At 71.0% G+C, this 22622-nt stretch carries 19 protein-coding genes; 14 read left to right on the top strand and 5 right to left on the bottom strand.

Translation table 11 applies throughout. From position 1 onward, the window contains the following. The first annotated feature begins 102 nt into the window (after positions 1 to 102). The 8 genes from recG to mutM all read left to right on the top strand — a co-directional run bounded on the left by recG (position 103) and on the right by mutM (position 7527). Complete coding sequence (gene recG, locus ACGF8B_RS36170) at positions 103 to 2319, top strand: ATP-dependent DNA helicase RecG (protein WP_392746569.1); 2217 nt, start codon at positions 103 to 105, stop codon at positions 2317 to 2319. A gap of 116 nt (positions 2320 to 2435) precedes the next feature. Further along, positions 2436 to 3020, top strand: coding sequence for a 16S rRNA (guanine(966)-N(2))-methyltransferase RsmD (gene rsmD, locus ACGF8B_RS36165; RefSeq protein WP_392746567.1), 585 nt, complete (start codon positions 2436 to 2438; stop codon positions 3018 to 3020). Positions 3021 to 3046: 26 nt separating this feature from the next. After that, on the top strand, positions 3047 to 3526 hold the full coding sequence (gene coaD, locus ACGF8B_RS36160; RefSeq protein WP_392746698.1) for a pantetheine-phosphate adenylyltransferase: 480 nt from the start codon (positions 3047 to 3049) through the stop codon (positions 3524 to 3526). 98 nt (positions 3527 to 3624) lie between these two features. Beyond that, positions 3625 to 4707 (top strand): cell division initiation protein, encoded by a 1083-nt coding sequence (locus ACGF8B_RS36155; RefSeq protein WP_392746565.1) that lies wholly within the window; start codon positions 3625 to 3627, stop codon positions 4705 to 4707. A 171-nt stretch (positions 4708 to 4878) separates the two neighbouring features. Next, complete coding sequence (locus tag ACGF8B_RS36150; protein ID WP_342280579.1) at positions 4879 to 5553, top strand: DUF177 domain-containing protein; 675 nt, start codon at positions 4879 to 4881, stop codon at positions 5551 to 5553. A gap of 2 nt (positions 5554 to 5555) precedes the next feature. Further along, positions 5556 to 5729, top strand: a complete 174-nt coding sequence (rpmF, locus tag ACGF8B_RS36145) for a 50S ribosomal protein L32 (protein ID WP_003965982.1) — start codon at positions 5556 to 5558, stop codon at positions 5727 to 5729. Between the two features lie 19 nt (positions 5730 to 5748). Further along, complete coding sequence (rnc, locus tag ACGF8B_RS36140) at positions 5749 to 6573, top strand: ribonuclease III (protein ID WP_342280580.1); 825 nt, start codon at positions 5749 to 5751, stop codon at positions 6571 to 6573. A gap of 93 nt (positions 6574 to 6666) precedes the next feature. After that, complete coding sequence (mutM, locus tag ACGF8B_RS36135; RefSeq protein ID WP_342280581.1) at positions 6667 to 7527, top strand: bifunctional DNA-formamidopyrimidine glycosylase/DNA-(apurinic or apyrimidinic site) lyase; 861 nt, start codon at positions 6667 to 6669, stop codon at positions 7525 to 7527. Here the strand turns inward: mutM and ACGF8B_RS36130 are convergent. Together ACGF8B_RS36130 and ACGF8B_RS36125 are read right to left on the bottom strand one after the other, a co-directional pair. Next, positions 7524 to 7916, bottom strand: a complete 393-nt coding sequence (locus ACGF8B_RS36130; protein WP_392746563.1) for a winged helix-turn-helix transcriptional regulator — start codon at positions 7914 to 7916, stop codon at positions 7524 to 7526. The genes mutM and ACGF8B_RS36130 overlap by 4 nt on opposite strands. Before the next feature lie 76 nt (positions 7917 to 7992). After that, entirely contained in the window at positions 7993 to 8916 is a 924-nt protein-coding gene (locus ACGF8B_RS36125) for a CAP domain-containing protein (RefSeq protein ID WP_392746561.1), read from the bottom strand. 145 nt (positions 8917 to 9061) lie between these two features. Between ACGF8B_RS36125 and ACGF8B_RS36120 the strand changes: the two genes are divergently transcribed. From ACGF8B_RS36120 to ACGF8B_RS36105, 4 genes are all read left to right on the top strand, one after another. Then, positions 9062 to 9343, top strand: a complete 282-nt coding sequence (locus tag ACGF8B_RS36120) for an acylphosphatase (RefSeq protein ID WP_026242487.1) — start codon at positions 9062 to 9064, stop codon at positions 9341 to 9343. A 439-nt stretch (positions 9344 to 9782) separates the two neighbouring features. Then, complete coding sequence (locus tag ACGF8B_RS36115; protein ID WP_018551753.1) at positions 9783 to 9995, top strand: hypothetical protein; 213 nt, start codon at positions 9783 to 9785, stop codon at positions 9993 to 9995. 385 nt (positions 9996 to 10380) lie between these two features. Beyond that, positions 10381 to 14259 (top strand): AAA family ATPase, encoded by a 3879-nt coding sequence (locus ACGF8B_RS36110; RefSeq protein ID WP_392746559.1) that lies wholly within the window; start codon positions 10381 to 10383, stop codon positions 14257 to 14259. 119 nt (positions 14260 to 14378) lie between these two features. Then, positions 14379 to 15797, top strand: a complete 1419-nt coding sequence (locus ACGF8B_RS36105) for a sugar porter family MFS transporter (protein ID WP_392746557.1) — start codon at positions 14379 to 14381, stop codon at positions 15795 to 15797. 37 nt (positions 15798 to 15834) lie between these two features. Here ACGF8B_RS36105 and ACGF8B_RS36100 read toward each other — a convergent pair whose 3' ends face one another. Further along, positions 15835 to 16800, bottom strand: a complete 966-nt coding sequence (locus ACGF8B_RS36100; protein ID WP_392746556.1) for an LLM class flavin-dependent oxidoreductase — start codon at positions 16798 to 16800, stop codon at positions 15835 to 15837. A gap of 57 nt (positions 16801 to 16857) precedes the next feature. Continuing rightward, positions 16858 to 18273: a purine-cytosine permease family protein gene (locus ACGF8B_RS36095; RefSeq protein WP_392746554.1), complete on the bottom strand. Its 1416-nt coding sequence runs from the start codon at positions 18271 to 18273 to the stop codon at positions 16858 to 16860. Between the two features lie 109 nt (positions 18274 to 18382). On the opposite strand from ACGF8B_RS36095, the gene ftsY reads away from it, so the two are divergent. After that, entirely contained in the window at positions 18383 to 19588 is a 1206-nt protein-coding gene (gene ftsY / locus ACGF8B_RS36090; RefSeq protein ID WP_392746552.1) for a signal recognition particle-docking protein FtsY, read from the top strand. A gap of 116 nt (positions 19589 to 19704) precedes the next feature. Here the strand turns inward: ftsY and ACGF8B_RS36085 are convergent, their stop codons facing one another. Beyond that, positions 19705 to 20364 (bottom strand): bifunctional DNA primase/polymerase, encoded by a 660-nt coding sequence (locus ACGF8B_RS36085; RefSeq protein ID WP_392746551.1) that lies wholly within the window; start codon positions 20362 to 20364, stop codon positions 19705 to 19707. Between the two features lie 424 nt (positions 20365 to 20788). Here ACGF8B_RS36085 and ACGF8B_RS36080 point away from each other — a divergent pair, with 424 nt between their 5' ends. Then, a complete protein-coding gene (locus tag ACGF8B_RS36080) occupies positions 20789 to 22261 on the top strand; it encodes a hypothetical protein (RefSeq protein WP_392746549.1) in 1473 nt (490 codons plus the stop codon). The last annotated feature ends 361 nt before the right edge of the window (positions 22262 to 22622 follow it).

Genomic DNA, 22622 nt, shown 5'->3' with positions numbered 1-22622 from the left:
CGTCCGGACACCCCCGGTGGCCGGTCCGCCGGGCCGGACGCACGGCGGAAGCAGCACGCCCGGACGGTGTCCGCCGGACATCTGTCAGTGCCGTGGTGTGCAATGGATCGCGTGTCTGCGTTCGATGAACCCCTCAAGAAGCTGCTCGGCGGAGCCACCGCGAAGGTGATGGCCGAACACCTGGACCTGCACACGGTCGGTGACCTGCTGCACCACTACCCGCGGCGGTACGAGGAGCGCGGCCGGCTCACGGCGCTGGCCGACCTCCCGCTGGACGAGCACGTGACGGTGGTCGCCCAGGTCGCCGACGCCCGCGTCCTGATGTTCAACAACGGCCGCGGCAAGCGCCTGGAAGTGACCCTCACCGACGGCCACGGCCGGCTCCAGCTGGTCTTCTTCGGCCACGGTGTGCACAAGCCGCACAAGGAACTGCTGCCCGGCCGCCGGGCGATGTTCGCGGGCAAGGTCTCCGTCTTCAACCGGAAGATGCAGCTCGCCCACCCCACGTACCAGCTTCTGGACGCCGAGTCCATCGACGGGGCCGAGGCCACGGAGGCGGTGGACGCCTTCGCCGGGCGGCTGCTGCCGATCTACCCGGCCTGCAAGCAGCTCGACTCCTGGCGGATCGCCAAGGCCGTCGACACGGTGCTGCCCAGCGCGCAGGAGGTCGTCGACCCGCTGCCGCCGGCCCTGCGCGAGGGGCGCGGATTCACCCCGCTCCCGGAGGCGCTGCTGAAGGTCCACCGGCCGCAGACCAAGGCGGACATCGCGGAGGCCCGGGACCGGCTGAAGTGGGACGAGGCCTTCGTCCTCCAGGTCGCGCTGGCCCGCCGCAGGTACGCCGACACGCAGCTCCCGGCAGTGGCCCGCAGACCCACGCCCGGCGGACTGCTCGACGCCTTCGACGCCAAACTGCCCTTCACCCTCACCGAGGGCCAGCAGAAGGTATCCCGGGAGATCTTCGACGACCTCGCGACCGAGCACCCGATGCACCGGCTGCTGCAGGGCGAAGTCGGTTCCGGCAAGACCATGGTCGCGCTGCGCGCCATGCTCGGGGTCGTCGACGCGGGCGGCCAGGCCGCCATGCTCGCGCCCACCGAGGTGCTCGCCCAGCAGCACCACCGCTCGATCACCGAGATGATGGGAGAGCTGGCCGAGGGCGGCATGCTCGGCGGCTCCGAGCAGGGCACCAAGGTGGTGCTGCTCACCGGTTCGATGGGCGTCGCGTCCCGCCGCCAGGCGCTCCTCGACCTCGTCACCGGCGAGGCCGGCATCGTGATCGGCACCCATGCCCTGATCGAGGACAAGGTGCAGTTCCACGACCTGGGCCTGGTCGTCGTCGACGAACAGCACCGATTCGGGGTCGAGCAGCGCGACGCCCTCCGCTCGAAGGGCAAACAGCCGCCCCATCTGCTGGTCATGACGGCCACCCCCATTCCCCGTACGGTCGCCATGACCGTCTTCGGCGACCTGGAGACCTCCGTACTGGACCAGCTCCCGGCCGGCCGCTCGCCCATCGCCAGCCATGTCGTGCCCGCGAAGGACAAGCCCCACTTCCTCAGCCGCGCCTGGGAGCGGGTCCGGGAAGAAGTGGAGAACGGGCACCAGGCGTACGTGGTCTGCCCCCGCATCGGCGACGACGCCGAGGACGAGGCGGCGGGGAAGAAGACGAAGAAGAAGGCCCCCGAGGACGACGGCGACAAGCGCCCGCCGCTCGCCGTGCTGGAGATCGCCGAGCAGCTCACCAAGGGCCCCCTGGCCGGCCTGCGCATCGAGGTGCTGCACGGCAGGATGAACCCGGACGACAAGGACGACGTGATGCGCCGCTTCGCCGCGGGCGACGTCGACGTGCTGGTCGCCACCACCGTCATCGAGGTCGGGGTCAACGTCCCCAACGCCACCGCCATGGTGATCATGGACGCCGACCGCTTCGGCGTCTCCCAGCTCCACCAGCTGCGCGGCCGGGTCGGCCGGGGCTCCGCCCCCGGGCTCTGTCTGCTGGTCAGCGAGGCCCATGAGGCCGGTCCCGCCCGTGCCCGCCTCTCCGCCGTCGCCGCCACCCTGGACGGCTTCGAGCTCTCCCGGATCGACCTGGAACAGCGCCGCGAGGGCGATGTCCTCGGCCAGGCCCAGTCCGGGGTCCGCTCCTCGCTGCGGATGCTCACCGTCATCGACGACGAGGAGGTCATCGCCGCCGCGCGCGAGGAGGCCGTCGCGATCGTCGCCGCCGACCCGGAGCTCGGACGACTGCCGCAGCTGCGGTCCGCGCTGGACGCGCTGCTCGACAAGGAGCGCGAGCAGTACCTCGACAAGGGCTGACCGGGAGGGGCGGGGTACGCCGGGTGCGGGGGCCCGATCGGCCGCCACGCCATATCGTGGGTGGCACGTCGCCGCGGCACCCCGCGGGCCGCCCACGAACCGAGGACCAGACACCCATGACCCGCGTGATCGCCGGCTCGGCCGGCGGACGCCGCCTGGCCGTTCCGCCCGGCACCGGCACCCGCCCCACCTCCGACCGTGCGCGCGAGGGCCTCTTCTCCACCTGGGAGGCGCTCCTCGGCAGCCTGGAGGGCATCCGTATCGCCGATCTGTACGCGGGCTCCGGGGCCGTCGGCCTGGAGGCGCTCTCCCGGGGCGCGGCGCACGCCCTGCTCGTCGAGGCCGATCCCAGGGCCGTCCGCACCGTCCGGGACAACGTCCGCACCCTCGGCCTGCCCGGCGCCGAGGTCCGTACGGGCAAAGCCGAACAGATCGTGACGGGACCGGCACCGGAAGACCCCTACGACGTGGTGTTCCTGGACCCGCCGTACGCCGTCACCGACGACGATCTTGGCGAGATACTGCTCACACTCCGTGCTCAGGGCTGGCTCACGGCCGATGCTCTCGTCACCGTGGAACGCAGCACCAGAGGCGGAGAATTCGGCTGGCCCGAGGGATTCGAGCCGTTGCGGGCCCGTCGCTACGGCGAAGGGACGCTTTGGTACGGTCGCGCCGCCTCTACGTGCGAAGACGCACGATGACCGGACCGGAGAGCGAGGGAATCAAGTTGCGCCGCGCCGTCTGTCCGGGGTCATTCGACCCCATCACCAATGGACACCTCGACATCATTGGCCGCGCCTCGAAGCTGTACGACGTCGTACACGTCGCGGTGATGATCAACCAGTCCAAGAAGGGTCTGTTCACGGTCGACGAGCGGATCGACCTGATCCGCCAGGTCACCACGGACTTCGGCAACGTCCAGGTGGAGTCCTTCCACGGCCTCCTGGTCGACTTCTGCAAGCAGCGCGACATCCCGGCGATCGTGAAGGGCCTGCGGGCCGTCAGCGACTTCGACTACGAGCTCCAGATGGCCCAGATGAACAACGGCCTCTCCGGCGTCGAGACGCTCTTCGTGCCGACCAATCCCACCTACAGCTTCCTGTCGTCCTCCCTGGTCAAGGAGGTCGCGACCTGGGGCGGAGACGTCTCCCATCTGCTCCCCCCGCTGGTCCACGAGGCCCTCACCGGGCGTCTCGCCCAGCAGTGAGCGGCTGACGGTCCGTCACCAGGTGTCGGACGGGCGCCGACTGGCCGTACAGTCGTCCCGTCCGTCTCCAATCGGCTGTAGAGAGTGGCGAGCACACGGTGGACGTGCAGAAGAAGCTCGACGAGATCGTCGAAACGGTCGGGAACGCCCGGTCGATGCCCATGTCGGCTTCGTGCGTGGTCAACCGCGCCGAACTGCTCGCGATGCTCGAAGAGGTGCGCGAGGCCCTGCCCGGCTCGCTCGCCCACGCCCAGGAGCTCATCGGCGGCCAGGAGCAGCTGGCCGAGCAGGCCCGCCAGGAGGCCGAGCGGATCATCGGCGCCGCCCGCGCCGAACGCACCTCGCTCATCTCCGACACCGAGATCGCCAGGCAGTCCCGCAGCGAGGCCGACCGCATTCTCGACGAGGCCCGCCGGGAGGCCGCCGAGGTACGCGGCGACGCCGACGAGTACGTCGACAGCAAGCTCGCCAACTTCGAGGTCGTCCTCACCAAGACCATCGGCTCCGTCGACCGCGGCCGCGAGAAGCTCCTCGGCCGGGGCCGGCCCTTCGACGAGCAGGGCTACGAGGACCCGGACTTCGCCGAGGCCCCCGAGCGCAGCACCGACCCGGCCACGCTCCAGCGCCGGGCGGACGAGTACGTGGACACCAAGCTCGGCGCCTTCGAGGCGGTGCTCGCCAAGACCCTGGAGGCGGTCGGCCGCGGCCGGCAGAAGCTGCACGGCCGGGTCGCCACCGACGAGCTCGGCGCGCACGTGGCCGCCCAGGATGCGGCAGGCAACCAGACGCACATGAGCGACGAGGACCACTGGGCCGGCCTCGCCGAGATCGCCACCCCGGAGCCGCAGCCGGCGCAGCAGCAGCCCCAGCCGCACTTCCCCGCCCAGGCCCAGCCGGGCTACGCGGAGACCTACGCGTACCAGGAGCAGCCGCAGCAGGACGTCTACGGGTACCAGCAGCAGCCGGACCCGTACGCCGCGGCCTATCAGCAGCAGGGCTACGACCAGTCCCAGGTCCAGTCCCAGGTCCCCGTGCAGGGTTACGACAACTGGCAGCAGCAGCCCGTGCAGCCCCAGCAGGCGCTCCAGCCGCAGGGCGAGAGCGCCCTCGACGAGACCAGTCTGTTCGACACCAGCATGATCGACCTGGACCAGCTCCGCCGGTACGAACAGGAGCGCTGACCGGACGGGGCCGCCGGTGCCGGAGCCCGGTGCCGGAGGCCTCGACGGCCCGGATTGGGAGCTGGGCGGCGCGTCCAGTATCCTGGCTCTTCGGTCGCGCGTATGTCCGCGATCCCAGCTGCCCGTTTCGACTCCGAATCCGGGCGGCCCTCCCCACGATGTGCGTTGCACATGATTTCGAAAGCAGGAAAAGCCCTGAACGGCCACCTCGACCACCGAAACCCCCTCGTGTTCGACACGCACGAGCTGGGCCGGCGTCCCGGTGCCCTCCAGCGGCTCTCCCGCACGGTGGACGCACCCGGTCCGCCGTCGGTCCTCGGCATCGAAGGGGTCATCGGTGTGCCGGAAGGCGCACCCGTGGAGCTGGACCTCCGCCTTGAGTCGGTCATGGAAGGGGTGCTTGTCACAGGCACCGCCCGTGCGTCGGCCGAGGGGGAGTGCGTAAGGTGTCTGGAGCCGCTGCGCCAAGAGGTCGCGGCGGACTTCCAGGAGATGTTCTCGTACCCTGACGCCGATGACCGGGGCCGCAGCAGCAAGGCGGAGCCGGCCGACGACGCCGAGGACGACGAGGACAGGCTCTTCATCGAGGACGGCCTGTTCGACCTCGAACCAGTGCTGCGTGATGCGGTGGTGCTCGCACTGCCGATGCAGCCGGTGTGCCGGGAGTCCTGTGCCGGTCTGTGTTCCGAATGCGGAATCAGGCTGGACGAGAACCCGGGTCACCACCATGATGCCGTCGACATTCGTTGGGCGGCATTGCAGGGACTCGCCGACACCGTTCAGGACGGCGAGAAGGACAACATGGGCGGCGCCGAAGCGGGCGTCGACGAGAAGCAGGAGAAGTAGCCGTGGCTGTTCCGAAGCGGAAGATGTCGCGCAGCAACACGCGCCACCGCCGGTCGCAGTGGAAGGCTGCGGTCCCCACCCTGGTTTCGTGCGAGCGTTGCCAGGAGCCGAAGCTGCAGCACATCGCGTGCCCCAGTTGCGGCACGTACAACAAGCGCCAGGTCCTCGAGGTCTGAGCGGCTGGTGAGAGGCCCGATGTCTGAGTTGTCCAACGCCAAGAAGAAGGCAGACAACGTCAACACAGCCTCGTCCCACACGCTTCTGGAAGGGCGGCTCGGGTATCGACTCGAGACCGCCCTTCTGGTGCGTGCGCTGACCCACCGTTCGTACGCATACGAGAACGGCGGTCTGCCCACCAACGAGCGACTCGAATTCCTCGGGGATTCGGTGCTCGGACTGGTGGTCACGGACACGCTGTACCGCACCCACCCCGACCTGCCCGAAGGCCAGCTGGCCAAGTTGCGGGCCGCGGTGGTCAACTCTCGTGCGCTTGCGGAAGTGGGCCGCGGCCTCGAACTCGGCTCCTTCATCCGGCTCGGCCGCGGTGAAGAGGGCACGGGCGGCAGGGACAAGGCGTCCATCCTCGCCGACACGCTCGAAGCGGTGATCGGCGCGGTCTATCTCGACCAGGGCCTCAGCGCGGCCTCGGAGCTGGTGCACCGGCTCTTCGACCCGCTGATCGACAGGTCCTCCAACCTCGGTGCCGGCCTGGACTGGAAGACCAGTCTCCAGGAGCTCACCGCCGGCGAGAGCCTCGGAGTCCCCGAGTACATCGTCACGGAGACCGGCCCGGACCACGAGAAGACCTTTACTGCTGCTGCTCGCGTCGGTGGTGTCTCGTACGGCACCGGCACCGGCCGTAGCAAGAAGGAAGCGGAGCAGCAGGCGGCGGAGTCCGCCTGGCGCGAGATCAGCGCCGCCGCGGAGGAACGGGAGGCCGCGGCGAAGGCCGCTGCCGACGGCGGGGCCACCGACGCCCCGGCCGGCCCGGCACCGACCACGGACGCGGCTCCGGCCTGACCCCGAGAACCCCTCGGTGCCTCGTGCACCGGGGGGTTCTTCCTGTCCAGAACCGTATTGTTTTTTCCAGAGCATCCCTTCAGGAGCGATACCGTGCCCGAGCTGCCCGAGGTCGAAGTCGTACGACGTGGTCTCGAACGCTGGGTCGCCGGCCGCACCGTCGGCGACGTCGAGGTGCTGCACCCGCGTGCGGTCCGCCGCCATCTCGCCGGTGGCGTGGACTTCGCGGCCCGGCTCGGCGGCGCCCGCTTCGGAACGGCGATGCGCCGCGGCAAGTACCTCTGGGTGCCGCTGGACGACGCGTCCAGCTCGCTCCTCGGCCATCTGGGGATGAGCGGCCAACTGCTCGTACAGCCGCAGGACGCACCGGACGAGAAGCACCTGCGCGTCCGGATCCGTTTCGAGGACTCCCTCGGTACCGAGCTCCGCTTCGTCGACCAGCGGACCTTCGGCGGGCTCTCGCTCCACGAGAACACCCCCGAGGGGCTGCCCGACACCATCGCGCACATCGCCCGTGATCCGCTGGACCCGGCGTTCGACGACGCCGCCTTCCACACGGCTCTGCGACTGCGCCGCACGACCGTGAAGCGGGCCCTGCTCGACCAGTCGCTGATCAGCGGCGTCGGCAACATCTACGCGGACGAGGCGCTCTGGCGCAGCAGACTGCACTACGACCGGCCGACCGCGACCCTCACCCGCCCCAGGTCCGCGGAGCTGCTCGGCCATGTCCGCGACGTGATGTCCGCGGCGCTCGATCAGGGCGGCACCAGCTTCGACAGCCTCTACGTCAATGTGAACGGCGAGTCCGGCTACTTCGACCGCTCGCTCGACGCCTACGGACGCGAGGACGAGCCCTGCCACCGCTGCGGCACCCCCATGCGCCGCCGCCCCTGGATGAACCGCTCCAGCTACTTCTGCCCGCGCTGCCAGCGGCCGCCGCGCACGACCGCCTAACGGCCGGGGTGCGCCTCGTCGTAGTGGGTACGGGCCGCGAGCACCTCGGGCATCCGGCCCTCGACGAGCTCGATCAGCGCCAGCAGCCGCTCGGCCACCTGCCGGCCCAAGGGCGTCAGCTCGTAGTCGACGCGCGGCGGATTGGTCGGCCGGGCCTCGCGGTGCACCAGGCCGTCCCGTTCCAGGGCGTGGAGCGTCTGGGAGAGCATCTTCTCGCTGACCCCGTCGACCCGGCGGCGGAGTTCGTTGAACCGGAAGCCGCCCTCGTACAGCGCTCCCAGCGTCAGGCTGCCCCAGCGTCCGGTGGCGTGCTCCAGCGTGGCGCGTGAGGGGCACTGTCTGGAGAACACGTCGAAGGCGAGCGCGTCCAGCCGGGTGTTCTCGTCCATACCGAGCAGCGTACGCCCGCACAGCGCTCACCGCAGGGTTGCGCTTTCTGCGGGTGAGCGCTGTGCGGGCGTACGGTCAGAAGCCGAAGTCCTGGGTCCACCAGGGACCGCCGGGGCCGCGGTGCACACCGACGCCGAGCGTCTTGTAGTCGCAGTTCAGGATGTTCGCGCGGTGGCCTTCGCTGTTCATCCAGGACTCCATCACGGCCTGCGCGTTCGCCTGGCCGCGGGCTATGTTCTCGCCGGCGAGGCCCTGTACGCCGGCCTTGGAGGCGCGGTCCCACGGGCTGCGGCCGTCGGGGTCGGTGTGGTCGAAGAAGCCGCGGACGGCCATGTCCTCGCTGAAGTCCTGGGCGAGCGAGGCGAGCGAGGAACTGGCGGTCAGCGGGCTGCAGCCGACCTTCGCGCGCTCCTGGTTGACCAGGGCGAGCACCGCGGACTGGGCGGAGGAGTCGGCGGGGGCCGCGGCGCTGCGGGGGGCGGGAGCGGCGGTCTTCGGCGCGGCCGACGGCTTCTCGGCTGCGGGGGTGTCGCTCTTCCCCTTGCCGGCCGAAGGGGCCTTCGGCGACGCGGACTCGGACGGCTTCTTCTCCTCGGCCGGCGCGGACGCCTTCGAGGAGGAATCGGAGGACGGGGATCCGGTGGGGGACTGGGCCTTCGCCGGGCCCCCGGCCCGGCCGATACCGCGGCTGGCCGGGTCGGACGTGGTGCCGCGGTCGGCCGGGTCGGCGGACGAGCCGCTCTGGCCCAGCAGATCCGGGGAGCCCTCGGTGCGCACCCGGTCGGAGCCGCCACCGCCCAAGGTGTAGGTATCACCGCCGGGCAGCAGGCCGGAGGTCATCGCCACGGCTCCCACGGCCAGGGCCGCGGAGAGGCCGACCAGTCCGGTACGGACCGGAGCCGCGGACCGCTTCCTGCGGTGCCCGCCCCGCCTGCGTTCCGCACCCCCCGCCTGCTCCTCGGCAGTGGCAGTTGTGGCGGAGAGTCGATGGCGTCCCATCTACCGAGCCCTTCCGACGATCCGGACGCCGCTTCCGGCGTCAACGCGTCTCACCCGTTCGAGTGATCCCATTGCGTCGGGACTGTACGCCATGGCCCCACGGCGGGACGTGCCCGGAGGGCAATTGGACGGTTAGCGTTCGGGCATGAACGAAGATGTACGACTCACCGCATGGGTGCGCGGCCGAGTGCAGCAGGTCGGATTCCGCTGGTTCACGAGGGCGAACGCCCTGGAGATCGGTGGCCTCACCGGCTTCGCCCTGAATCTCGACGACGGCCGGGTACAGGTCGTGGCCGAGGGGCGGCGCGAGAATTGCCACCGGCTGCTGGACTGGCTGCGCTCGGACGACACACCCGGCCGCGTGGACGGAGTCACTGAGATATGGGACACCCCGCGCGGCGGTTACGAGGGCTTCGCGATCCGCTGATCCGGGTCCGTTACGGGGGTGCGAAGCCGGTCGTGTTCGGACCGTGTTCGAAGCGCGGCAAGCGGTTACCAAGTGGGGCGCTCATCTGCGTACACATGAAATGACCTGCGGAATGTCCGGGTGGTTGCCAAGATTCGGTTACCGTGCCAGGCTGCGGCAGTAAGGATGATCTCCATGCCCAGCAGGGCCCCGCAGGAGAGTCGCGCCGCATGATCGCCGAGCCGCGCGCCCCCGGGCTGCCTGCCTCTACAGGGTGTGATCGTGTTGACCGTCAAACTTTTTGGTGAGACGCTGAAATCCCCGCGCACCTTAGCTGTTTGGCAGAGCTGTTTGGCAGCAGAACAGCAGTGACTACAGAGCACTGCCGAGCACCGCGGGTGCGATTCCCTCACGACCCACACCGCATCGGTCGGTCACTCAGTGTGGAGGACCATCCATCATGGCAAAGGCGCTTCTCGGTTACGTCGGCGGTTCCGACCCGCGACTCCTCGCCGAGATGCGACGGCTCCAGCAGCGCGTCCAGGACCTGGAATCCGAGCTCGTACGGATTCAGGACGAGAATGACGCGCTGAACGCCGCCGCCCAGCACCAAGAGTCGCTGCTCGACAGCATCGACATCGACGTACCTCAGGCGGAGCCGGCGCTGACCTGACCGAGGGCCCCCAGGGGCCGGTCGGGCCACACGCGTCAGCCGTCGGAGATCATCACCCGGATCGTCGCCGGATCATTGAAGATCACTGCTCTTGATCTGTCACCTTCGTGACATGTCCTTGATCCGTCATGCACAGCTGCACCAGCAATACGCGGGTATCACCGCTCAGGCCCGACAGGGCTCGGGCGTAACACCGCACAAGATTTACCAAGGGGCGCTTCGGCGTCCCTTCTTTCTTTTTCCGTTCGGATCCCCGGATCTTCCGGATCCCATTTCCGCAGAAGCTGCGCGAGACCCGCCCCCGGCGTACACCCCTTCCCTTACCGTCTGATGTGCCCTGCACCTTCATCAGCGAAACCGAGAGTGAAAGGTAGAGTCCGGCGGCGTGCACCTCAAGGCCCTGACCCTGCGTGGTTTCAAATCGTTCGCCTCCGCCACGACGCTGCGGTTCGAACCCGGTATCACCTGCGTCGTCGGCCCCAATGGGTCCGGCAAGTCCAATGTGGTGGACGCGCTCTCCTGGGTCATGGGGGAACAGGGCGCCAAATCCCTGCGCGGCGGCAAGATGGAGGACGTGATCTTCGCCGGTACCACCGGGCGTCCGCCGCTCGGCAGGGCCGAAGTGTCGCTGACCATCGACAATTCCGACGGCGCACTGCCCATCGAGTACGCCGAAGTGACGATCACTCGGATCATGTTCCGCAATGGCGGCAGCGAGTACCAGATCAATGGCGACACCTGCCGGCTCCTGGACATCCAGGAACTCCTCTCGGACTCCGGAATCGGCCGCGAGATGCACGTCATCGTCGGTCAGGGCCAGCTGGACTCCGTGCTCCACGCCGATCCGATGGGCCGTCGCGCCTTCATCGAGGAAGCCGCGGGTGTGCTCAAGCACCGCAAGCGCAAGGAGAAGGCGCTGCGGAAGCTGGACGCGATGGGCGCCAACCTCGCCCGCGTCCAGGACCTCACCGACGAACTGCGGCGGCAGCTGAAACCGCTCGGCCGGCAGGCCGCGGTGGCGCGCCGGGCCGCCGTCATCCAGGCCGATCTGCGCGATGCCAAGCTGCGGCTGCTCGCCGACGACCTGGTGCGGCTGCGCACGGCGCTGCGCGGCGAGATCGCCGACGAGGCGGCGCTCAAGCAGCGCCGCGAGGCCGCGGAGGCGGAACTCAAGGCGGCCCTGGCCCGTGAGGCGGAGCTGGAGGGCGAGGTACGGCGGCTGACGCCGCGGCTCCAGCGGGCCCAGCAGACCTGGTACGAGCTGTCCCAGCTGGCCGAGCGGGTGCGCGGCACGATCTCGCTGGCCGGCGCCCGGGTGAAGAGCGCCTCGGCCCCTGTGGAGGAGGAGCGGCGCGGGACGGGATTCAGGGACCCCGAAAGCATGGAGCGGGAGGCGGCCCGGATCCGCGAACAGGAGGCGGAGCTGACGGCCGCGCTGGAGGCGGCGGAACACGCGCTGGAGGACACCGCGGCCCACCGCGCCGAACTGGAACGGGAGTTGGCGGCCGAGGAGCGCCGGCTCAAGGACGCCGCCCGCGCCATCGCGGACCGCCGAGAGGGACTCGCCCGGCTGAACGGCCAGGTCAACGCGGCCCGCAGCCGTGCCGGTTCGGCCCAGGCCGAGATCGACCGGCTGGCCGCCTCCCGGGACGAGGCGCAGGAGCGGGCGGTCGCCGCCCAGGAGGAGTACGAGCAGCTCAAGGCCGAGGTCGAGGGCCTGGACGCCGGTGATCAGGAGCTCGGTGAACAGTACGAAGCCGCCAGGCGGGCACTCGCCGAGGCGGAGGCGGCGCACTCCGCGGCCCGGGAGGCGGCCACCGCCGCGGAACGGAAGCGGGCGGCGGTGGCCGCCCGCCACGAGGCGCTGGCCCTCGGTCTGCGCCGCAAGGACGGCACGGGCGCGCTGCTCGGGGCGCGGGACCGGCTGTCGGGGCTGCTCGGTCCGGCGGCGGAGCTCCTGACGGTGACGCCGGGGCACGAGGTGGCGGTGGCGGCGGCGCTGGGCGCGGCGGCGGACGCGGTCGCGGTGACGGACCCGGCCACGGCGGCGGAAGCGATCCGGTTGCTGCGCAAGCAGGACGCGGGGCGGGCCGCGCTGCTGCTGGGCGGCGTGCGCGCCGGGGTCCCTGACCAGGGGGGCGCCCCTGGTGCTGGTGGTGCTGGTGGTGCTGGTGAGGCGGCCGGGGTCGGTGGTGCCGGCGACTCCGGTGGTGCCGACGGTGTCGGCGCTGCGGATGACTCCGGTGGTGCCGGTGCGGCGGGTGTCTCTGATGGTCCTGGCGGTGGTGGTGGCGGTGCCGGTGGTTCTGGCGTCGGCGGTGTTGCCGGTGGTTCTGGCGTCGGTTCTGGCGTCGGTGGTTCCGGTGGGGCTGCTGCTGTGCATGTGCCTGGGCAGGTGCAGGGGCCCGGTGGGGTGGACGGGGCACCCCTGGGCGCTCAGGTCGCGACCGTTGCCGTGGGCGGGGCGCCCGCCGTGGCCGACCTCGTCCGCGGGCCCGTCGAACTGATGGGCGCCGTGCGCAGGCTGGTGCGGGACATGGTGGTGGTCGGCACCCTGGAGGACGCCGAGGACCTCGTCGCCGTACACCCGGAGCTGACGGCCGTGACGGCCGAGGGGGACATCCTCTCGGCGCACTTCGCGCACGGCGGGTCCGCCGGGGCGCCGAGCCTCCTCGAAGTACAGGCCTCGGTCGACGAGGCGGCGGCCCAGCTGGAGGAACTGGCCGTGCGGTGCGCCGAACTGACCGAGGCGCAGCGGATCGCGGGGGAGCGGCGCCGGGCCGGTGCCGCGCTGGTCGAGGAGCTGGGGGAGCGGCGCCGGGCCGCCGAGCGGGAGAAGTCCGGGGTGTCCCAGCAGCTGGGGCGGCTGGCCGGGCAGGCCCGTGGTGCTGCGGGCGAGGCCGAGCGGACGACCGCGTCGGCCGCCCGTGCCCAGGAGGCGCTGGAGCGGGCGACGGAGGAGGCCGAGGAGCTGGCCGAGCGGTTGCTCGTAGCCGAGGAGATGCCGGTCGAGGAGGAGCCGGACACCTCCGTACGGGACCGGCTCGCAGCCGACGGTGCCAACGCCCGCCAGACCGAGATGGAGGCCCGTCTCCAGGCGCGTACCCACGAGGAGCGGGTCAAGGCGCTGGCCGGCCGTGCCGACTCCCTCGACCGGGGCGCCCGCGCCGAGCGGGAGGCCCGGGCCCGCGCCGAGCGGCGCCGGGCCCGGCTGCGGCACGAGGCGGCCGTCGCCTCCGCCGTCGAGTCCGGTGCCCGTCAGCTGCTCGCGCACGTCGAGGTGTCCGTCGTACGGGCCGGGCAGGAGCGGCTCGTGGCCGAGGCGGCCAAGGCGGAGCGGGAGCGGGAGCTGGCGGCCGAGCGCGGCCGGGGCCGCGACCTCAAGGGCGAGCTGGACAAGCTCACCGACTCCGTCCACCGCGGCGAGGTGCTCGGCGCCGAGAAGCGGCTGCGGATAGAGCAACTGGAGGCGAAGGCGCTGGAGGAGCTGGGCGTCGAGCCGGCCGGACTGGTCGGCGAGTACGGCCCCGACCAGCTCGTACCGCCGTCACCCGCCGCCGAGGGGGAGGAGCTGCCGCAGGATCCGGAGCATCCGCGCAACCGGCCGAAGCCGTTCGACAGGGCCGAGCAGGAGAAGCGGCTGAAGTCGGCCGAACGGGCGTACCAGCAACTCGGGAAGGTGAATCCGCTCGCCCTTGAGGAGTTCTCGGCGCTGGAGGACCGGCACAAGTTCCTCTCCGAGCAGCTCGAAGACCTGAAGAAGACCCGGGCCGATCTGATACAGGTCATCAAGGAGGTCGACGAGCGGGTCGAGCAGGTGTTCACGGAGGCGTACCGGGACACGGCCCGCGAGTTCGAGGGCGTCTTCTCACGGCTCTTCCCGGGCGGCGAGGGCCGGCTCGTCCTGACCGACCCGGACAACATGCTCGCCACCGGTGTGGACGTCGAGGCGAGGCCGCCCGGCAAGAAGGTCAAGCGCCTCTCGCTGCTGTCCGGCGGTGAGCGTTCGCTCACGGCGGTGGCGTTGCTGGTCTCCATCTTCAAGGCCCGGCCGAGCCCGTTCTATGTGATGGACGAGGTCGAGGCGGCGCTCGACGACACCAATCTCCAGCGGCTGATCCGGATCATGGAGGAGCTCCAGGAGAGCTCGCAGCTCATCGTGATCACGCACCAGAAGCGGACGATGGAGGTCGCCGACGCGTTGTACGGCGTCTCGATGCAGGGCGACGGCGTCTCGAAGGTGATCAGCCAGCGGCTGCGCTGAGCCCTGCTCACCGGGTGCTCCCCGGGCCGGTCCACTCAAGTGGTGGCAGCCGGGAAGTTGTGTGCCACTTGGAAGGGTTCGTCCCCACCTGACGACGCGGCCAGGCATCAGGAGTTCATGTGACCAGCACCTCGCAGGGACCGGCGTCCGGAGCCCGAGCGGCCCACCCGGACCACCTCGGCCATGTCATCTTCATCACCGCGGCCGCCGCGATGGGCGGCTTCCTGTTCGGCTACGACAGCTCCGTCATCAACGGCGCCGTCGAGGCGATCCGCAGCCGCTACGACATCGGCTCGGGAACACTCGCCCAGGTCATCGCCATCGCCCTGATCGGCTGTGCGATCGGTGCGGCCACCGCGGGGCGCATCGCCGACCGCATCGGCCGGATCCGCTGCATGCAGATCGCGTCCGTGCTCTTCACCATCAGCGCCGTCGGCTCCGCGCTCCCGTTCGCCCTCTGGGACCTGGCGATGTGGCGCATCATCGGCGGCTTCGCCATCGGCATGGCCTCGGTGATCGGCCCGGCGTACATCGCGGAGGTCTCGCCGCCCGCCTACCGGGGCCGGCTCGGTTCCTTCCAGCAGGCGGCGATCGTCGTCGGCATCGCCATCTCCCAGCTGGTCAACTACGGCATTCTGCAACTGGCCGACGGTGACCAGCGCGGCAGGATCGGCGGGCTGGAAGCCTGGCAGTGGATGCTCGGCGTCATGGTCGTCCCGGCCCTGCTGTACGGGCTGCTGTCCCTCGCGATCCCCGAGTCGCCGCGGTTCCTGATCTCGGTCGGCAAGAAGGACCGGGCCCGGAAGATCCTGGAGGAGGTCGAGGGCAAGGACGTCGACCTCGACGCCCGGGTGAACGAGATCGAGACCGCCATGCACCGCGAGCACAAGTCCAGGTTCACGGACCTGCTCGGCAGCCGCTTCGGCTTCCTGCCGATCGTCTGGGTCGGCATCGGCCTCTCGGTCTTCCAGCAACTCGTCGGCATCAACGTGGCGTTCTACTACTCGGCGACGCTCTGGCAGTCCGTCGGCATCGACCCGACCGACTCGTTCTTCTACTCGTTCACCACCTCCATCATCAACATCATCGGTACGGTCATCGCGATGGTGCTGGTGGACCGGGTGGGCCGCAGGCCGCTCGCGCTGGCGGGCTCCACCGGCATGGCCGTCGCCCTGGCCTGCGAGGCCTGGGCCTTCTCCGCCGATCTGGTCGACGGCAAACTGCCCAGCCCCCAGGGCGCGGTGGCGCTGATCGCGGCCCATGTGTTCGTGCTCTTCTTCGCCCTTTCGTGGGGTGTCGTCGTCTGGGTCTTCCTCGGCGAGATGTTCCCCAACAAGATCCGCGCCGCCGCGCTCGGCGTCGCCGCGTCCGCGCAGTGGATCGCCAACTGGGCGATCACCGCGAGCTTCCCGAGCCTGGCCGACTGGAACCTGTCGGGCACGTACGTCATCTACGCCTGCTTCGCCACGCTCTCGATCCCCTTCGTGCTCAAGTTCGTGAAGGAGACCAAGGGCAAGGCGCTGGAGGAGATGGGCTGACCCCGGGCCCCTCCGTCCCGGGCCCTGCCGTCCGCGGTCAGCGCGCGATCGCGTCGCAGAACAGCCGCAGACTGCGCCACCCCTCCTCGACCGGCATCCCGCCGCACAGCGGATGCAGCACCAGGCTGTCCAGCTCCGCGGCCGACGCGGCGCACTCGTCGGGCGTGACGACCCGGTAGACCCCCTCGGCCCGCAGCTCCGTCACCGTCGTCGCCGCCGAACGCACGGCGGAGCGGATGTCCTTGGACTGCCAGGAGGCATACGTACGCGCCTCGTGCAGGAAGTACTCGCCGTACTCGGCCCAGGTCCGGTCCGGGTCCTCGGACACATGCAGCAGCGGTGTCTCGGCGGCGGGCATCATGCAGAAGCCGTCCGTCCCGAACCCGGCGCGCAGCTCCTGGTAGTACGCCTCGATCTCCGGCAGATGCGCGCTCGGGAAGAACGGCAGTCCGAGCCGGGCCGCCCGCCGCGCCGCCGCCCGCGAACTGCCGCCCACCAGCAGCAGCGGATGCGGCCGGGTGTACGGACGCGGCGTGACCCTGACCGTACGGCCCCGGTACGGGAACGGCTCGCCGGTCCAGGCCAGCAGCAGCGTCTCCAGCAGCTCGTCCTGGAGCCTGCCGCGCCGGCCCCATTCGACCCCCGCCCGTTCGTACTCCTCGGGCCGGTAGCCGATCCCCGCCACCGTGACCAGCCGGCCGGCGCTGAGCAGGTCCAGTACCGCGATGTCCTCGGCCAGCCGCAGCGGGTCGTGCAGCGGGCCGATGATCGCCGAGACGGTGACCGCGATCCGGCGGGTCGCGCCGAAGACCGAACCGGCGAAGACGAAGGGCGAGGGCAGCCAGGAGTTGGCGGCGCCGTGGTGCTCCTCGGTCTGCACGGTGTCGACGGCGTGCTCGTCGGCGTACGCGGCCATCTCCAGCGCGGCGCGGTAGCGGGCCGAGAGCGACTCGGGGGCGGCATCGGGATCGACCAGATTGAACCGGACCACAGTGAAGGCCATGAGACTTGTCCCCATCGTCGGCGGGCACGGCGAGGCGGGACAGTAACTGACGTAGCGTCAGAAGTGTAGGGGTGTGCCGCCGTCCGGTCCGTCGCGCTCGCTCCCGGCCCGTCCGGCGTACCGCGGCAGGACCGCGTACAGAGTGGCGGAGACGGTGATCGTGGCCGCCCAGCCCAGCCCCTGGCGTCCGATCCAGGTGGTGGCGAGCGGCCCCTGGAACCACCGCACGCCGGTGAGGAGCAGGCCCGTCACCAGCCCCGTCGCCCATGCGGCCACGGCCGGCACGGCGAAGCCCCCGGTGTACCAGTAGGCACCGGCCGGCGTGGTGTCCAGCAGCGCCGCCGGATCGTACGTACGGCCCCGCAGCAGATCCACGGCGAAGACCCCGATCCATGCGGAGAACGTCACGGCGAGCAGCGTCAGGAAGGAGATGAAGGAGTCCAGGAAGCCCGCGGCCGTGAGCATCAGCGTCGCGCCCAGGAGCAGGCTGATGGCGGCGTTCACGCCGACCGCCCAGGTGCGGGGAATCGTGAATCCCAGCGTCTGCGCGGTGAATCCGGCCGAGTACAGCGACATCGCGTTGATCAGCACCATGCCGACCACGGCGAACAGCAGATACGGCACCGAGAGCCAGCCGGGCAGCAGCGGGCCGATGAACGCGACCGGGTCGCGGGTGACGGCCAGGCCCGGTTCGGCGACCGCCATCACGGCCCCCATCAGCACCATCGGTACGTACACGATCCCCGCACCGCCCACGGTGGCCCAGATCATCGCCCGGCCGGACGCCGTGTGCGGCAGATAACGGGCGAAGTCGGGGCCGGACGGGGCCCAGCTGAGACCGCCCGCCGCCAGGGTGCCGACCCCGGCGATCATCATCGTCACCGGTCCGGCCGGCCGGTCCAGTACCTCCCGCCAGTCGGTCGCGCCGATCAGATGGACCAGCACGAGCACGCTGACGCCACCGAAGAGGTACGCCGACCAGGTGCAGCACACCCGCAGCGCACCCAGGCCCAGCCCCGACAGCAGGCAGCTGCAGCCCACGAAGGCGAGCAGCGTCACCAGGGTCAGCCGCTCGCTGCCCGTGACGCCGAGGAGCAGATCCAGCACGGCGAGCACCGCATAGGTGCCGGTGACCGCGTTCACGGTCTCCCAGCCCCAACGGGCGACCCAGGTCAGCGCACCGGGCAGCAGATTGCCGCGCTGGCCGAAGACGGCCCGGGAGAGCGCCATGCCGGGAGCCCCGCCCCGTCTGCCCGCGATCGAGACCAGGCCGACCAGCCCGAAGCCGATCACCGAGGCCGTGAGCGCGACCGCGAGCACCTGCCAGAGATTGAGCCCGTTGAAGACGATGAGCCCGGCGCCGACGGTGAGCAGGAGCACGGTCAGGTTCGCGCCGACCCAGGTGGGGAAGAGGGTCCGGACCCGGCCGGTGCGTTCGTCGTCGGGGACGGGCTCAAGGCCGCGGGTCTCCACAGGCAGGATCGTACCTTTACCGCCAAAAGGTGCATAACGTCCTGGGGGAAACTCGGCGGATCCTTCGGGACGGCCCCCGCGGGCGGACGTGACTGATACTGGGTGGGTTATGGAATTCGTCATCCTTGCTGTAGTCATCGCCCTGGTCGCGGTCGGCGTGATCAGCGGGCTCGTGGTCAGCAGCCGCAAGAAGAAGCAGCTGCCCCCGGCACCGTCGAGCACGCCGACCATCACTCCTCCCGCCGAGCCCCATGTCGGCGAGGAAGCCGAGACGCCGCGCGAGGAACCGCGCCGCACCATCGAGGAGGTCGGTCCGCCCGAGGCCCCCGCCGAGGAGGTCCCCGAGGCCGTCGAGCCGGAGGCGCCGGCCGCCCCGGCCCTCGAAGTGCCCGAGCCCACCGCCGGCCGTCTGGTACGGCTGCGCGCCCGGCTCGCCCGCTCGCAGAACTCCCTCGGCAAGGGGCTGCTCACGCTCCTGTCCCGTGACAACCTCGACGAGGACACCTGGGAGGAGATCGAGGACACGCTCCTCACCGCCGATGTCGGCGTCGCGCCCACCCAGGAACTGGTGGAGCGGCTCCGCGAGCGCGTCCGCGTGCTCGGCACCCGTACCCCCGAGGGGCTGCGCGCGCTGCTGCGCGAGGAGCTGCTCAACCTGCTCGGCACCGACTTCGACCGCGCGGTCAAGACGGAGAGCGGCCTCGACACCCCCGGCGTCGTGATGGTCGTCGGCGTCAATGGAACCGGCAAGACCACCACCACCGGCAAGCTGGCCCGGGTGCTCGTCGCCGACGGCCGCAGCGTCGTGCTCGGCGCGGCCGACACCTTCCGGGCGGCCGCCGCCGACCAGCTCCAGACGTGGGGCGAGCGCGTCGGCGCCCGCACCGTGCGCGGGCCCGAGGGCGGCGACCCCGCCTCGATCGCCTTCGACGCGGTGAAGGAGGGCATCGCCGAGGGCGCCGATGTGGTCCTCATCGACACCGCCGGACGGCTGCACACGAAGACCGGACTGATGGACGAGCTCGGCAAGGTCAAGCGGGTCGTCGAGAAGCACGGTCCGCTCGACGAGGTGCTGCTCGTCCTCGACGCCACCACCGGGCAGAACGGCCTGGTGCAGGCCCGGGTGTTCGCCGAGGTCGTGGACATCACCGGCATCGTGCTCACCAAGCTGGACGGCACCGCCAAGGGCGGCATCGTCGTCGCCGTCCAGCGCGAGCTGGGCGTGCCGGTGAAGCTCGTCGGTCTCGGTGAGGGACCGGACGACCTGGCCCCGTTCGAGCCGGAGGCGTTCGTGGACGCCCTGATCGGGGACTGACCCCCGTACGCCGTACACGAGGAGCCCGGCCGCGCTGCACAGCAGCGGCCGGGCTCCTCGGCTTCAGGGGGTGTCCGCGGTCGGGGCCGGGCCCGCCCCGCGTGTCCGGCCCCGGCTCAGCCGCAGAGCGGTGCGCGATGGCAGCTGTACGCCAGCGTGCCCAGCAGCAGCCGGGCCTGCGGCGGCGCGGTCGCCGTGTCCAGCTCCGGGGGGCGCAGCCACCGGACCGGGCCCAGGCCGCCCTCGTCGGACGGCGGGGCGGTGATGTGGCAGCCGGGCCCCAGCGCCCGCAGGTCCAGCCCCGCGTCGTCCCAGCCCATCCGGTACAGCAGTTGCGGGAGCTCGGCGGCGGCGCCCGGGGCCACGAAGAACTGCGCCCGCCCGCCGGGGGTCACCGCGACCGGGCCGAGCGGCAGCCCCATCCGCTCCATCCGCACCAGGGCCCGGCGCCCGGCCGCCTCGGCGACATCGAGGACGTCGAAGGTGCGCCCGACCGGCAGCAGCATCGAGGCGCCCGGCGTCCGGGCCCAGACGTCGGCGGCCGCGTCGAGGGTGGCGCCGGCGGGGACCTCGGGGGCGAAGTCCAGCGGATGGGCGCCGGGGGAGGGGCAGCCGGGCTGCCCGCAGGAGCAGCGCCCGGCCGCTGCCCGAGCGCCCGGCGCGACGGCCCAGCCCCACAGTCCCGTGCACTCGGCCACCGCCGTGTACTCGGCCGCACGGCCGCGGCGCCGTGAGCCGGTGCGCATCTCCCGGATGCCGCCGATCGTGAAGCCCATGCCCCCTCCAACGGGTCCGACTCGCCGGTGGTTACGACGCGGACTGGAGTCGTGACGCTCCGTCGCCGTCGGTGATCCGGAGTACGCCGGTGGTATTCGGGGTTGTGCGCCATTCTTCGCGCGCCCCGTTGCGCCTCACTGCGCCCCTTGTGGATCGCCGTGTGTCAAGTGAATCGCGTCCAACAGGGGTGGCGTTCATTCGAAGGGGTGGCGAATGGTGGCGTTTCTGTAAGCGCCCTCGCCCGGGGGGTGATCGTAGGATTACCGTCGGTACACGAACCATGGAAGTATGTGCGCCCGTGGGTATGCCGGAGGCAACCCGATTTCATGTTCGATGGTGCGCGACCTCCGCATGGGCGGCATCGGCTCAGGGCATTCTGGTAATGGTTCGCGCGACAGGTATTCGGCGGATGGGGGCGTTCCAGTGAGTGGCAGCGGCGCAGGCGATTCGAATGCCGGCAAGCGCCCCAACGGGCAATTGAGCTCATGGTTCGTGCGAAGCGGCTGGTCGAAGGGCGAGCTGGCCCGCCAGGTCAACCGCCGGGCGCGGCAGATGGGCGCCCACCACATCAGCACCGACACCTCCCGGGTGCGGCGCTGGCTCGACGGCGAGCAGCCGCGCGAGCCGATCCCGCGCATCCTCTCCGAGCTCTTCTCGGAGCGTTTCGGCTCGGTCGTCGCCATCGAGGACCTCGGACTGCGCTCCGCGCACCAGTCGCCGTCCGTGTCCGGCGTCGACCTGCCCTGGGCGGGCCCGCAGACCGTCGCCCTGCTCAGCGAGTTCTCCCGCAGCGACCTGATGCTCGCCCGCCGGGGATTCCTCGGTTCCTCGCTCGCCCTGGCCGCCGGACCCTCGCTCATCGAGCCCATGCAGCGCTGGCTGGTCCCCGTCTCCGCCGCCGGCCCCGCCGAGCCGGACCCGGCGACGTCCCGCCGCCCCTCCAGGCTCTCCGGCCCCGAGCTCGATCTGCTGGAGTCCACCACCGCGATGTTCCGCCAGTGGGACGCGCAGTGCGGGGGCGGACTGCGCCGCAAGGCCGTCGTCGGACAGCTCCACGAGGTCACCGACCTGCTCCAGGAACCGCAGCCGGAGGCCACCGCCAAGCGGCTCTTCCGGTGCGCCGCCGAGCTGGCCGAGCTGGCCGGCTGGATGAGCTACGACGTCGGCCTCCAGCCCACCGCGCAGAAGTACTTCGTCCTCGCGCTGCACGCCTCCAAGGAGGCCGGTGACAAACCGCTGGGCTCGTACGTCCTGTCCAGCATGAGCCGTCAGATGATCCACCTCGGACGGCCCGACGACGCCCTCGAACTGATCCACCTCGCGCAGTACGGCAGCCGGGACTGCGCCACCCCGCGCACCCAGGCCATGCTGTACGCGATGGAGGCCCGCGCGTACGCCAACATGGGCCAGCCCAGCAAGTGCAAACGAGCGGTCCGGATGGCCGAGGACACCTTCCTCGACGTGGGCATCGACGGCGAGCCCGAGCCCGACTGGATCCGCTTCTTCTCGGAGGCCGAGCTCAACGGCGAGAACTCCCACTCCTACCGCGATCTCGCCTATGTGGCGGGCCGCAGCCCCACGTACGCCTCGCTCGCCGAGCCCCTGATGGAGAAGGCCGTCCAGCTCTTCGGCGACGACGACGAGCACCAGCGCTCCTACGCGCTCAACCTGATCGGTCTCGCCACCGTCCACCTCCTCAAGCGCGAGCCCGAACAGTCCACGGTGCTGGCCGGGAAGGCCCTGCGCGTCGCCAGGAAGATCCGCTCGGAGCGCGTCAACACCCGGCTCCGCAAGACCGTCGACACCGCCGCCAGGGACTTCGGGGACATCCCCGATGTCGCCGAGCTCACCGATCTCCTCACCGAGCAGCTGCCGGAGACCGCCGAAGCGGTCTGAGCAGCACCCCCGGCCCCGGCCACGGCGACCGCCCCGCACGGACCGATTTCGGCTCCCCCGATTGCCAGGTCAGCGGGTGGTCGGCGTGGCCGGTTCGCGTTGCCGTGCCCGTGCGGGAGAGTCGTAACCGCACCGTATGCGGCCCCGGCCGCGGGACGGGCCCGACGCCGGTCTGGCCACCGCCGGTTCATGGCGACGTAACACACCGGACCTCTTCGTCACCACGGTGAAACACCGTGCGGCATCGGCGGAAACCGCACCGGGCGAGTCTCTGGTCCATAACCGGCCCGCACCCTTTCCCCAGTGGTCCCGCACGTGGTGCCGCTCCCATCGCCCGCACGCGGCCGCACCGACGACGAGG

It is taken from the genome of Streptomyces sp. NPDC047917 (assembly GCF_043204345.1).
Classification (GTDB): Bacteria; Actinomycetota; Actinomycetes; order Streptomycetales; family Streptomycetaceae; genus Streptomyces; species Streptomyces sanglieri.
The sequence above is the reverse complement of the archived record's forward strand: the minus strand, read 5'-3'. Positions and strand labels throughout refer to the sequence as shown.

Coding starts and splice junctions, on each gene's coding strand:
- ACGF8B_RS36100 (WP_392746556.1), bottom strand. CDS start 16,800: ATGGCCTTCACTGTGGTCCGGTTCAATCTGGTCGATCCCGATGCCGCC.
- ACGF8B_RS36115 (WP_018551753.1), top strand. CDS start 9,783: ATGGCAAAGGCGCTTCTCGGTTACGTCGGCGGTTCCGACCCGCGACTC.
- recG (WP_392746569.1), top strand. CDS start 103: ATGGATCGCGTGTCTGCGTTCGATGAACCCCTCAAGAAGCTGCTCGGC.
- ACGF8B_RS36125 (WP_392746561.1), bottom strand. CDS start 8,916: ATGGGACGCCATCGACTCTCCGCCACAACTGCCACTGCCGAGGAGCAG.
- ACGF8B_RS36120 (WP_026242487.1), top strand. CDS start 9,062: ATGAACGAAGATGTACGACTCACCGCATGGGTGCGCGGCCGAGTGCAG.
- rsmD (WP_392746567.1), top strand. CDS start 2,436: ATGACCCGCGTGATCGCCGGCTCGGCCGGCGGACGCCGCCTGGCCGTT.
- ftsY (WP_392746552.1), top strand. CDS start 18,383: ATGGAATTCGTCATCCTTGCTGTAGTCATCGCCCTGGTCGCGGTCGGC.
- ACGF8B_RS36085 (WP_392746551.1), bottom strand. CDS start 20,364: ATGGGCTTCACGATCGGCGGCATCCGGGAGATGCGCACCGGCTCACGG.
- rnc (WP_342280580.1), top strand. CDS start 5,749: ATGTCTGAGTTGTCCAACGCCAAGAAGAAGGCAGACAACGTCAACACA.
- ACGF8B_RS36130 (WP_392746563.1), bottom strand. CDS start 7,916: ATGGACGAGAACACCCGGCTGGACGCGCTCGCCTTCGACGTGTTCTCC.
- ACGF8B_RS36150 (WP_342280579.1), top strand. CDS start 4,879: ATGATTTCGAAAGCAGGAAAAGCCCTGAACGGCCACCTCGACCACCGA.